Annotated in this window: 12 protein-coding genes and 2 rRNA genes; all 14 read left to right on the top strand. The window is 31.6% G+C overall.

Annotated features, from left to right (window positions below):
* Positions 1-127: ribosomal RNA gene (locus BSD9I1_RS00315) — 23S ribosomal RNA — on the top strand; the annotation flags it as partial.
* Positions 128-380: 253 nt separating this feature from the next.
* A 5S ribosomal RNA gene (gene rrf / locus BSD9I1_RS00310) occupies positions 381-497 on the top strand.
* A 452-nt stretch (positions 498-949) separates the two neighbouring features.
* Positions 950-1963, top strand: a complete 1014-nt coding sequence (gene aroF, locus BSD9I1_RS00305) for a 3-deoxy-7-phosphoheptulonate synthase (RefSeq protein ID WP_186428639.1) — start codon at positions 950-952, stop codon at positions 1961-1963.
* Positions 1964-1984: 21 nt separating this feature from the next.
* Positions 1985-2836, top strand: coding sequence for a prephenate dehydrogenase (locus BSD9I1_RS00300; RefSeq protein ID WP_186428638.1), 852 nt, complete (start codon positions 1985-1987; stop codon positions 2834-2836).
* A gap of 3 nt (positions 2837-2839) precedes the next feature.
* Positions 2840-3895: a 3-dehydroquinate synthase gene (aroB, locus tag BSD9I1_RS00295; protein WP_186428637.1), complete on the top strand. Its 1056-nt coding sequence runs from the start codon at positions 2840-2842 to the stop codon at positions 3893-3895.
* Between the two features lie 30 nt (positions 3896-3925).
* The gene (gene aroA / locus BSD9I1_RS00290; RefSeq protein ID WP_186428636.1) at positions 3926-5203 is read left to right on the top strand and encodes a 3-phosphoshikimate 1-carboxyvinyltransferase; all 1278 of its coding nucleotides are present in this window, start codon (positions 3926-3928) and stop codon (positions 5201-5203) included.
* A complete protein-coding gene (aroC, locus tag BSD9I1_RS00285; protein WP_186428635.1) occupies positions 5184-6254 on the top strand; it encodes a chorismate synthase in 1071 nt (356 codons plus the stop codon). The genes aroA and aroC overlap by 20 nt, the downstream gene beginning before the upstream one ends.
* 14 nt (positions 6255-6268) lie before the next feature.
* Entirely contained in the window at positions 6269-7450 is a 1182-nt protein-coding gene (gene pheA, locus BSD9I1_RS00280; protein ID WP_186428634.1) for a prephenate dehydratase, read from the top strand.
* 52 nt (positions 7451-7502) lie between these two features.
* Positions 7503-8015 (top strand): shikimate kinase, encoded by a 513-nt coding sequence (locus BSD9I1_RS00275; protein ID WP_186428633.1) that lies wholly within the window; start codon positions 7503-7505, stop codon positions 8013-8015.
* Between the two features lie 327 nt (positions 8016-8342).
* Positions 8343-9686 (top strand): VanW family protein, encoded by a 1344-nt coding sequence (locus BSD9I1_RS00270; protein WP_186428632.1) that lies wholly within the window; start codon positions 8343-8345, stop codon positions 9684-9686.
* A gap of 318 nt (positions 9687-10004) precedes the next feature.
* Positions 10005-10559: an RNA polymerase sigma factor gene (locus tag BSD9I1_RS00265; RefSeq protein ID WP_242966372.1), complete on the top strand. Its 555-nt coding sequence runs from the start codon at positions 10005-10007 to the stop codon at positions 10557-10559.
* Positions 10540-11283, top strand: a complete 744-nt coding sequence (locus BSD9I1_RS00260) for a hypothetical protein (protein ID WP_186428630.1) — start codon at positions 10540-10542, stop codon at positions 11281-11283. The genes BSD9I1_RS00265 and BSD9I1_RS00260 overlap by 20 nt, the downstream gene beginning before the upstream one ends.
* A gap of 206 nt (positions 11284-11489) precedes the next feature.
* Positions 11490-12065 carry a DUF2284 domain-containing protein gene (locus BSD9I1_RS00255; RefSeq protein WP_186428629.1) on the top strand — a complete coding sequence of 192 codons (576 nt, stop codon included), beginning with the start codon at positions 11490-11492 and terminating at the stop codon, positions 12063-12065.
* Between the two features lie 228 nt (positions 12066-12293).
* Complete coding sequence (locus tag BSD9I1_RS00250) at positions 12294-13130, top strand: DegV family protein (protein WP_186428628.1); 837 nt, start codon at positions 12294-12296, stop codon at positions 13128-13130.
* Positions 13131-13132: the final 2 nt, after the last annotated feature.

Below are 13132 nucleotides of genomic sequence, written 5' to 3'. Positions count from 1 at the left end.
TCAAGATGAGATTTCCCATAGCGTAAGCTAGTAAGACCCCTTGAAGAACACAAGGTTGATAGGTCAGAGGTGTAAGTGCAGTAATGCATTCAGCTGACTGATACTAATAGGTCGAGGGCTTGATCTAATTTATTACTCTGTGCAATTTTGAGAGAACAACTCTCTAAAAATGGTTATAATGAATAACCTAAAAATTGATAGAAGCGAGTAGTACGAGGAAGAAAGTGAGCGAGGAGCAGAGTTTAGTAAGCTAAATGAGCGCCACAGCGACCTTGATGACGAAGTAATACGAAGCTTATAGCAATTTTTAAATGAAACTCCTCAGCATAGCTGATGAGTACTCTATCTCTAGAAAATCGAAGATTTTAAGAGCTAGAGCATCTGGTGATTATGGCTTGAAGGTAACACCCGTACCCATTCCGAACACGAAGGTTAAGCTTCAAAGCGCCAATGGTACTGCCGGGGAGGCCCGGTGGGAGAGTAGGTCGTTGCCAGATAAATAATCCTTAGCTAAAAAGCTGAGGATTATTTTATTTTTTGAACTAGTAGATGCATAAAAATATTTTATTTTTGTATATCGTTATCATAGAGCTTTTTTAAAATTTAGGTATTGACATGAGATTAAATGGTGGTATAATTTAACACAATAACAAAATCAAGTTATTAATATGACTACTTGGAGGAAAAACTCATGGAAAACCTAATTAAAAGAGGAGTGACAAGTCAATATGCATATTACTTTAGAAACTGGGGTTATTTTTTTAACGCTGGTTATTTGGCTTGGCAAAAATCTATATGGTTTAATTCTAATGAGTTAATTAATACACAGTAAATAAACTTTCTGTAACTATAAAGTAATAGTGTATTATATTATAAAGATATTTAAAGAAGACTCATTAAAAAGAGTCTTCTTTTTTTATAAAAAAAATTTTACTAGGGGGCTATTTAAATGATTATCGTAATGAAACACAACGCATCAAGAGAAAGTATTGAGGTAATTAAGAAACAAATTATTGAAAAAGGAGTTCAAGCAGAGGAAATTAAAGGAGAAAAGCGCTGCGTAATTGGTCTAGTTGGTGATACAAGTATTATTGACCCAGCACAAATAGAAGCCAATGAAGAAGTAGAAAAGATAATCCATGTGCAAGAGTCCTATAAAAAGGCAAATAGAATGTTCCATCCAGAAGATTCTATAATACCTGTAGGCAGTGAACTTATTGGGGGCACTAAGCTCGCTGTTATGGCAGGACCTTGTTCAGTAGAAAGTGAAGAGCAAATCGTAGGGCTTGCAGAAGAAATTAAAAGATCAGGAGCTACATTCCTAAGAGGAGGAGCCTTCAAGCCAAGAACTTCACCATACAGTTTCCAAGGTATGGGACTTGAAGGACTTGAACTTTTAAAAATAGCTAGAGAAAAGACAGGACTTCCAATAGTAAGTGAGATTATGTCTCCACAGTATATAGAAACATTTGTAGAGGATGTAGATGTAATTCAAGTAGGAGCACGAAATATGCAAAACTTCGATCTTTTAAAGCTATTAGGTAAAACAAATAAACCAATACTTTTAAAGAGAGGATTAGCTGCCACTATAGATGAATTCTTAATGTCAGCAGAATATATAATGGCAGGTGGAAATGAAAATGTTATTTTATGTGAAAGAGGAATAAGAACCTATGAAACTTACACAAGAAATACTTTAGATTTAAGTGCCATTCCTATAATAAAGAAGCACAGTCATCTACCAGTAATTGTAGATCCAAGTCATGCAGGAGGAATTTGGTGGCTTGTAGAACCACTAGCAAAGGCAGCTGTAGCAGTGGGAGCAGATGGACTTATGATAGAAGTTCATAATAATCCTGCAAAGGCATTAAGTGATGGATCACAATCCCTTAAACCTGAAAAGTTCAGTTCACTTATGCAGACATTATCTATAATAGCAAATGCAGTAGATAGAGAAATCTAAGGATATTAATAGGGGGCAAATATGAGGGGGCTAGATTTAAATATAACAATTGTAGGTCTGGGGCTTATGGGAGGATCCTATGCCCTAGCCCTAAAAAAATTAAAGCCAAAAAAGATTTACGGTATTGACATAGATGAAGAGGCTTTAAGCTTTGGGGAGAAGAATGGAATTATTGATAAAGGCTTTATAGATCCTGAGATTCCTTTAAAAGAATCAGATTTAGTAATAATATGCGTTTATCCTAAAATGATAAAAGACTTTATTAAGAATAATATAGAGAATTTTAAGCCAGGAGCAGTAATAACAGATATTACAGGAATAAAGAAGGAATTTGCTCAGGAAATAAATAATGTTTTAAGAAAAGACTTAGATTTCGTATTTGGCCATCCAATGGCAGGGAGAGAATTTGTTGGAGTAAAATATGCTTCCGAGGAAATATTTAAAGGAGCAAATTATATAATAATCCCTACAGATAAAAATAAAGAAAAAAGTATAGAGTTAATAGAGAATATTGCAAGAAGTATTGGTTTTAAAAATGTAGAAAGGTTAAGCGTAGAAAAACATGATGAAGTTATTGGCTTTGCAAGCCAGCTTCCGCATGTAATAGCAGTATCTTTAGTGAATAGTGATAATCTTGATGTTGATATAGGTAAATTTACTGGTGATAGCTATAGAGATCTTACTAGAATTGCTAGAATAAATACAAAGCTATGGGCTGAACTTTTTATGGGAAATAAGGATAATTTAATTGCTCAAATAGAAGAATTTCAAGAAAATATATCAAATATAAAAAATGCTTTAATAAATGATGAAACTGAGATTTTAGGACAAATTTTAAATAAGGCAAGAAAAAAAAGAGAGGAGATGTCCTAACTTATGGAACTTAGGATAAATCTTACTGAACAGAGTTACCCTATTTATATAGAAAGAGGGGTATTAGGACGATTAGGGGAAGAAATAAAGAAAATATATACTAATAAAAAGATTGCGGTAGTAACAGATGAAAATGTAGACAAATTTTATGGGGAGAAAGTAAAGGCTAGTCTAGAAAAGGCAGACTTTCAAGTCTTTAAAATAGTAGTAAAACCAGGAGAAAAAAGTAAATCAATAGAGGAACTTGTGAATTTGTATAATAATATTTTAGATGCAGAAATTACAAGAGGTGATCTTATAATTGCTCTTGGTGGAGGAGTTATAGGGGATTTAACAGGCTTTGCAGCCTCTACACTTTTAAGGGGAATTCCATATATTCAGATACCAACTTCCCTTCTAGCTCAGATAGATAGTAGTATCGGTGGAAAAGTTGCGGTAGATTTACCAAGAGGAAAGAACTTAGTTGGAAACTTTTATCATCCACAGGCAGTTTTCATAGATCCAGATGTACTAGATACTTTAGATAAAAGATTTTTTTATGATGGCATGGCAGAGGTAATAAAATATGGATGTATAAAAAATAAGGAATTGTTTTATAAGTTAATGGAGTATGACGAAAAAGGAATTTTAGAAAGCATTGAAGATATAATTTATACTTGCTGCTGTATAAAAAAAGAAGTAGTTGAAAAGGACGAAAAGGATAATAGTGAAAGAATGATTTTAAACTTTGGACACACTATAGGGCATGCTATTGAAAAATACTATAACTTTGAAAAATATACCCATGGGGAAGCTGTTGCACTGGGGATGTACATCATAACTAAAAAAAGTGAAGAAATGAATCTAACTAAAAAAGGAGCTGCTGAATTGATAGGGAAAGTTTTAAGTAAACATAATCTTCAATATGAAATTTACCTAGAAGATAAGGAGAGTATACTTAAAGCAATTTCTCTTGATAAAAAAAGCAAAGGAGAATTTATAGATATAATACTCCTAAAAGATATTGGAGAAAGTTTTATACACAAAATTAAAAAAGAAGAAATAAGTAGTTTTATTTAAAAATATACAAGCACAAAAGGAGATGACATAGTGGGGAATATAAGAATTATACCATCACCTTTAAAAGGAGATATAAAAATTCCACCTTCAAAAAGCTTAGCTCATAGAGCTGTTATATGTGCTGGACTTTCAGAAGGGATAAGTAATATAGATAACATTATATTTTCAGAGGACATTAAGGCTACCACAATGGGTATGGAGAGCCTTGGAATAGAAGTTAATAGAAAAGGTGAAAGTATAAGCATTGAGGGCAAATCAAAATTAAGCTTGGTAAACAGTATTATAAACTGTAACGAGTCTGGTTCTACTTTGAGATTTTTAATACCGTTAGCGTTACTTACTGGAGAAGAGATAAGTTTTGAAGGAAGAGGAAAGCTTGTGTCAAGACCCTTAGATGTATATTATGAAATGTTCAAGAATCAAAACATACACTATGAAAACAATAATGGACAGCTACCCCTAAAGGTAAAGGGAGCCTTAAAACCAGGTACCTTTTATGTTAAGGGAAATATAAGTTCTCAATTTATTACTGGACTTATGTTTGCACTTCCATTATTAGAGGGAGATTCTAAAATAATAGTAACCACAGAACTGGAATCTAAGGGATACGTAGATTTAACTATAGATTGCATGGATAAGTTTGGAATTAAAATAGAAAATAAGGATTATAAGGAGTTTTATATTAAAGGAAATCAAAAATATATAAACAGAGATTACAGAGTAGAAGGAGATTTTTCCCAGGCAGCCTTTTGGATAGTTGCAGGTATCCTTGGAGCTAATATAAAATGTAAGAATTTAAATTTGAATTCTCTCCAAGGTGATAAAGTAATACTTAATATAGTGAAAGAAATGGGAGCAAATATTAAGATTAGTGAAGATATCATAGAAGTTTGTAAGTCTCAAACAACAGGAATTGTAATTGATGCTTCAGAATGCCCAGATCTTGTTCCTATATTTTCAGTACTAGGAGCATTAAGTGAAGGTACTACAAAAATAATAAACGCTGAAAGAGTTAGAATAAAAGAATGTGACAGACTTAAGGCTATGAAAACAGAGCTTACTAAAGTAGGAGCAGATATAGAAGAAACTAAAGATGGGTTAATAATAAGAGGAAAAAGCTCATTAAAGGGAGGAACTGTAGACAGCTGGAATGACCATAGAATAGCAATGGCAATGGCAGTAGCATCAATTAAATGTCAAGAACCTATTATAATAACAAATAGTAATGCTGTTACAAAATCCTATCCTGAATTTTGGAAAGATTTTAAGATGCTGGGGGGAAATATAGATGAGTGGAGTGTGGGGTAGCAAAATAAAATACTCTATTTTTGGAGAATCTCATGGAGAGGCGATAGGAATTACAATAGATGGGCTACAGCCAGGAATAGAGCTGAATTTAGAAGAAATAAATAGAGAAATGAGAAGGCGTGCCCCAGGCAAAAATAAATTGTCTACACCTAGGCAAGAAAAAGATGAATTTGATATTTTAAGTGGTTATTTTAATAATAAAACAACTGGAACGCCGCTCTGTGTCGTAATAAGAAATAGTGATTATCATTCAAAGGATTATGAAAAAACCAAAGATTTAATGAGGCCTGGTCATGCCGATTATACAGGGAAAGTAAAATATGGTGGTTTCAATGACTGTAGGGGTGGAGGACATTTTTCTGGAAGAATTACTGCACCTATTGTTTTTGCTGGTGCTTTAGCAAAGCAAATCCTAAGCAAAAAAGGAATAATGATTGGGAGTCATATAAAGTCTATTGGAACTGTTGGAGAAGAATATTTCGATGAAGTTAATATTAAGGAAGATTTATTAAAGGAGTTATCTCAAAAGGAGTTTCCAACTATAGATGAAGAAAAAAGTTTAAATATGCAAGAAGAGATATTAAATGCAAGAGAAAACTTAAATTCAATAGGCGGAATAGTAGAATGTGCAATTTTAAACTTGCCGCCAGGTGTGGGTTCACCATTCTTCGGCTCAGTAGAGAGCATACTGAGCAGTCTTTTATTTTCAATTCCAGCAGTTAAGGGAGTTGAGTTTGGAGCAGGTTTTAGAATATCTAAAATGAAAGGTTCAGTGGCAAATGATGAGTTTTATATCGAGGATGGAACAATTAAAACTTATACAAATAATAACGGTGGAATCTTAGGTGGAATTACAACCGGAATGCCAGTGATATTTAGAACGGCCTTTAAGCCCACTCCATCCATAGCACAGGAACAGAGAACAGTGGATATTTGTAAAAATGAAAATACTACAATAGAAATTCAAGGACGACATGATCCATGTATTGTACAAAGGGCTGTGCCAGTGGTAGAAGCAGTAGCAGCTATGGGTATATTAGAATTAATGTAAAGGGGAAGAATCTAATGGACATTTTACAGAATCTGAGAAATGAAATTGATGAAATAGATAAACAGCTTGTAGAATTATTTGAAAGGAGAATGGAGACAGTTTTAAAGGTAGCTCAATATAAGAAGGAAAATAATATACCTATATTAAATAAAAGTAGAGAAGATGAGGTTATTGAAAAGAATGTAAAGTACTTAAAAAATAAAGGATATAAGAGGGCAGAGGCAGAGTTTTTAAAAAGTGTAATGGCCATTAGCAGAAAGGCTCAAGCAAAGGAAATTTTTGAATATAATATAGAAGTGAAAGATGATAAAAAAAGTCAACTTGAGTATTTAGTAAGTAATGAAGCTGCATGTGTACCGAAAAAAGATAAAATAAATGTAGGTTTTCAAGGAGTGCCAGGTTCTTTTAGTGAAGAAGCTCTATTAGAGTATTTTGAAGATGAGGTAACTATTCATAATGTGCGAGAATTCGAAGATATATTCAGAGCACTAAAAAATAATGAAATAGACTACGGAGTGCTTCCTATCGAAAACTCATCCACAGGAGGTATTGTAGAAGTATATGATCTTTTAAGGAAATATGGATTTTTTATAGTTGGAGAGAGAACTATAGAGGTAAATCATAATCTTTTAGGAATAAAGGGAACCAAAATCGAAGATATAAAAGAAGTATATTCTCATCCTCAAGCTTTGCAGCAAAGTGGAGAGTTTCTAAAGGATTACCCTCACTGGGAAAAGATACCCTATAGAAACACAGCAGCTAGTGCAGAGCTAATAAAAAATGAAAACAGCAAAGGAAAAGCTGCTATTGGCAGTAAAAGAGCTGGACAAATTTATAATTTAGATATAATAAAGGAAAATATAAATTATAATAAAAATAACTATACAAGATTTATAGTTATTGGAAAGAACTTAGAGTTACAAAGTCATTATGATAAAATTAGTACAATACTTACTTTGCCACATAAGGCAGGTTCTCTATATAACATTTTAAGCATTTTTGCCGAATATAATTTAAGCTTGTTAAAAATTGAGTCAAGGCCTATTGTAGATAAGTCCTTTGAATACTTTTTTTACATTGATTTTGAGGGGAATTTAGATAATCAGTTCGTAAAAGAGGCTATAGGTGAACTTAGAAACAATAGCTATGATTTTAAATTGCTTGGGAACTATAAAGCACATAGTATTAATAAATAATTAAATAGTATACTTTATATAAAGATTAATAGTGAAACGGTGGATAATGTATATGAAGAAATTATGTGATAATAGGCTAACTAAGAATATAGTGATAATTGGGATGCCTGGTTCGGGTAAAAGTACTATAGGGAAAGAATTAGCTAAAAGACTAAATATGAAGTTTTGTGATATAGATGAATATATAGTTAAAAAAGAGAGTAAAAGTATTCCAGAAATTTTTCAAAAAGGAGAGGAGGAGTTTAGAAATATTGAAAGCATAGCAGTGAAAGAGGTATCATCTAAATTTCCTCAGGTCATAGCTACAGGCGGAGGGGTTATAAAAAGAGAAGAAAATATAAAAGTTTTAAGACAAAATGGAATCATTATATTTCTTAATAGGCCCATAGAACACATAGCACAGGATGTGGATATAAAAAGCAGACCTTTGTTAAAGGATGGATCTGAAAAACTATATGATCTTTTCAAAGACAGGTATGAATTATATAATAAACATTGCGACTATATAATAGAAAACATTAACATAGAAGAATCTATAGAAAAGATTTTAAACTTTATACAATAGATAAAATGCCATCTGTATAGTAAGTGATAGGATAACTCTACTTACTATATGGATGGTATTTTATCCACAAGCTTGAACAATATGAAAGAAATAATAAGCAGATGCAGAAGCTAGAGCTAGCAGCCAGTTAAATCAGTTATCAAATATGTTAAACAGTATGAATACAAATAGTGCCGTAAATAATACTTATATATAAAGCTAAAATGGTTAGCGGAAAAGCGATTGATGAAAATCAGTCGCATTTTATATTTTTATTTAGAACAAAAAACTTTTGTAGGTTCTCTTGGGTATATATTATATAAGAATTAAACAAGGGGGAACACACAAATGAAGAAAAAGATGATTATTACAACTACTATATTGGCATTATTAACAATGGGTATAGTTCCAGTACGCTATGTATATGCTACAGGGAACAATTGGAATGATGTTATTTACCCAGGAGTTTACATAGAGAACACAGATGTAAGTGGAAAACACTTTGCAGAGGCAGAAAAACTTATAAACGAAAAGTATGGCAAGATATTACTTTCAAAAAAAGTTGAAATTCATGTGAATGATAAGATATATGTATTAGATTATAAAAAGATTGAAGCTAAATATAATATCAATAATATTGTAAAAGAAGCCTTTAGTTATGGAAAACAAGGGAATGTAATAGAAAAGTATAAGCTTATTAAAGGAGACCAAAAGAAAGAATATAAATTAAGTTTTGCTTATAATTCAAAGCCTGTAGATGAATTAGTTGATAAAATAGAACAAGAGATAAATAGAAATCCTGAAAATGCAAAAATAGCTATAACCAACGGAAATATAATGATTACTCCTGAAATTAATGGAGTAAAACTTGAAAAAGATAAGCTAAAGCAAGCTATTGTAGCACAGATTAATGGAGAACTTTCAAAAGAAAATATTAAAATTAATGCACCAATTGAAACTGTTAGGCCAGAGGTTACTCAGGAAAAGCTGTCTACTATTAACAGCCCTATTGCTTCTTATAGTACAAGCTTCTTTACTTCAGTAGCAAATAGAATTAATAATATTCAACTAGCAACTAATGCCATCAATGGAACTGTTCTTATGCCAGGAGAAAGCTTTAGCTTTAATGAAATAGTAGGGGAGCGCACAGCTGAGAGGGGATATAAGTCAGCAGGAGTTATTATAGGAGATAAAGTAGAATCAGGTCTTGGAGGAGGTATCTGTCAGGTGTCAAGCACCTTATATAATGCTATGTTAAAGTCAGGTATAAAATCTTCTGAGAGAAGAAATCATACTTTACCATTATCCTATGTTCCTAAGGGATTAGATGCAACAGTTGATTGGGGAAATATAGATTACAAATTCAAAAATACCTTAAATACGCCTATATATATTGAAGGATATACACAAAATAAAAATGTGTACTTTAATATATATGCCGATAAAGAGTTGAAAAAAAGATCCTATGAAATGGCTACAGAGGTTTCAGTAGTACAGTCAACTATTAAATACATTGATGATGCTAATCGATTAGAAGGTGATAATTTAGTGACTAAATATGGTTCTAATGGATATAAAGTAAAGGTGTATAGAAAAACCTATGAAAATGGAAAACTAATTAATACAGAATTAGTTTCAAATGATTATTATACACCAGTGAATGGGGAGATAATAAGAGGCACCAAGAAGTAAATTGCAAAGCAATTTACTTCTTATTTTTAGAAGCTAGTTATTAAAAACTAGAAAAAATTATTGTATAAAATAGTTGATAATTTAGTTTAAGTTAACATTTAATAATTATTGGAGGAATTTCGGGTTTATGAAATTTTTTATAAATTATATTGTTATAGAGATATTAGACATTAGGGAGAAGAGATTATAAGCAAGAAATTGAAAATTTTTTAAAACTTCCAAATGTGGAACAAAAAACTTATTTAATCTTAGTAGGGTATATATAGTAAGAACATTAATTAATCCGGATAAATTATGTTTGAGATAGGAGTGGCAAATTTGGATAGAGAATTGTTACATCAAATCAGGGAGGGGGACAAAGAAGCTTTTCAAGAATTGTATAACAAGTATGCAGAATATGCGTTAAGAACTGCAGCGGCTATCACAAGAAATAAAATGAATGCTGCGGATGCTGTTCAAGAAACTTTTATAAGAATTTACAAAAATATTGAAAGTTTTGATATTGATAAACCTTTTGAGCCTTGGCTGTATAGAATCTTAGTCAATGAATGTAACAGAATACTTAGTAAGAACTCAAATACTATACTTATAGATGATTTTATCCAAAACAATTTACAAGGGGCTATAGAAGATCAGCGTAAATTTGAGGAATACGAAAGTCTTTATAAGGCTATTGAAAGTCTCGATGATAATAATAAAATTCCTATAATTTTAAAATATTTAAAGGGATTTAAGGAAAATGAAATTGCAGAGATATTAGGTATTAATGTAAACACAATAAAATCTAGGCTCTTTAAAGGTAGACAAAAACTTAAAACGTTAATAGAAAAACTCGAGAGAGGCAGTGATAATTATGAATCAAATGGAAGATAAAAAAATAAAAGATGCTCTTCTTCAAGGAACAGAAGAGGTTGCTGAATTTAAAAATATGGTATGGAGTAATATTGAAAGAGAATTGAATTTAGATATGAAGAAAAAGGAAGTTGTTAAAAGGAAGACAAATAAAATGGCAAGTCTCATGAAATATGGAAGCATGGCAGCAGCAATTACACTTGTTATAGGCTTGAATACAGAATATGGTCAGGCTGCAGTAGATAAGATTAAAGAGATATTTGTTCCAAATAAAGTTGTTAAGCAGCAAGTAGAAGGCATGGATGAAGATAGCAATGTAGCTTTAAAGGAGGGCTCAGCGAAATATATAATTTATATTGATGAAGAAAGATATACTATGACAAAAATGGATGGAAAGGATAAAATAGCTGCAAAGATAAAGGGAGAAAATACACCAGAAGTGTTTATGGAGATCAGCCAAGTAGAAGGGAAAAAGCCAGATGTAATAGCTTCTGAAATTGAAGAGGAACTTAAGGAAAAATATCAAAAGGTTGAAAATAGAGGCAAGGTTAATTATCCACTAAAGGCTACATTAATATATGCAAATAGTGGGATGAATTTCAATAGCACAGTTATAAGATATTATTTAGTTGATAATACAAAGGGAGGAACATTTGTAATTAAACAGCAGTTATTTGTTGAAGCTGAAGAGGGGCATGGAGCAAGAATGGATAACATGCTTAAAGAGTTTAAGATAATAGAATAGTGCCACTCACGTGGCAAGTGGCAAGTTAATGGTATTTTCCAAAATAATATAATAATTCATTGATAAAAATAAAAGCAGTCCATATGGGCTGCTTTTTATGCAATTAAATCTGTTAATAAGCCAAATAATTTTAGAAGATTCGTGAAGGGTACTTTTGTTTTATGTAGAATACTATTAAATAGGTCTTTAAATTAGGAGGGTTATGAATGTATAAAATAGAATCTCATGTAGTTATGACAACAACAGAGGATTACATTGAAAATTATGTGGATGTACCTAAATTTTTAGGTTACTGTAAAAAGTGTGATAGTTATGGGAAAAATTGGTCTTGTCCGGAATTCAACTTTGATGCTAAAGAGTTTTGGGAAAAGTATAAATATGTTTACATAATAGGAACAAAGATTATATTTGATAAAGATGTAATTAGTGGTTTAGGGGATATGGCAGTAGCAAAAGAGCAAATGCAAGAAGCTCTTTGGGAGGAAAAGAAAGTTTTAATGGAGAAGCTTTGGAAGCTAGAAGAGGAATATCCAGGTGCTATCAGTTTATCCGCAGGAAGTTGTAAGCTTTGTAAAACTTGCCAAAGGCAAATGAATAACCCTTGCATTCATCCTGATAAGATGAGATATTCCATAGAGTCTATTGGAGGGGATGTTGGAAAGACATTAAGCCAATTGCTAGGTGTAGAACTTCAGTGGGCAAAGGATGGAAAACTACCAGAATACTATACACTTGTTAGTGGGTTGTTGACAAATAAAGGCGATGTTGCAATAGAAATTTAAGCTAATAGACAATCAAAAAGAACTGCTAAAAGGTAGTTCTTTTTTTGTATGAAATTTAAGTATAAATATAATATAAAGATTAATTAATTTCATGGAAATATTAAGTGTTTCATATGATATAATATACTATATAGTGGAGAAATATGTATTTAATGCATACAAAAAACAATGACATTTACATATAATGGAAATAGTTAACTATCAAACAAACAAGGGGGACGAGTAGACATGGCAGTAAAAATTGTTGCAGATAGTAGTTGCGATTTATCAAGGGAAATGAAGGAAAATATGAATATTAATATTGCTCCTTTAATTTTGCAATTAGGAGATAAAAATTATTTAGATGATGAAAGCCTTGATATAAGAGATTATGTTAAGGCTATGGGTGAGAGTGAAAATTCACCTAAAACATCATGTCCATCTCCAGAAGACTATATAAAAAGATACCAAGGGGATGAAAGTATTTTTGTTGTGACCTTATCTAATAAGTTAAGCGGAAGTTATAATAGTGCTATCTTAGCTAAAAACATATTTCTAGAGGAAATAGGTCAAAAGTTCATCCATGTGTTTGATTCTTTTAGTGCTTCAGCTGGAGAAACTTTAATTGCACTTAAAATTAATGAACTAGCTAAGAAAAACTTTAGTGATATAGAAATTCTAGAAAAGGTTACAGGCTATATAAAAGAAATGAAGACGTTTTTCTTATTAGAAAGCTTAGATCATTTAGCAAAGGCAGGAAGACTAAATCCTATTGTTGCTAAACTTGCAAACATGTTATCCATTAAGCCTATTATGGGAGCTACAGAAGAAGGTACTGTAAAGTTGGTTGAAAAAACAAGAGGATATAAAAAAGCTTTTAAAAGATTTGTAGAAATTATTGGAGAACAGGGCAGTAATTTAGAAGAAAAAGTACTTGGAATAGCGCATTGTAATGCCCTAGATAGAGCATTGAATTTTAAGGACGAGGTATTAAAGAAATATAATTTTAAGGATATAGTTATTGTTGAAATGGGTGGATTAAGTTCAACATATGCAGATGATGGCGGAATAGTTATAGCTTTTTAGAT

The sequence above is a fragment of the Clostridium sp. BSD9I1 genome (assembly GCF_900185645.1).
Classification (GTDB): Bacteria; Bacillota; Clostridia; order Clostridiales; family Clostridiaceae; genus Clostridium_AK.
Note: the sequence above shows the minus strand (reverse complement) of the source record. Positions and strands in the feature narration are given on the sequence as shown.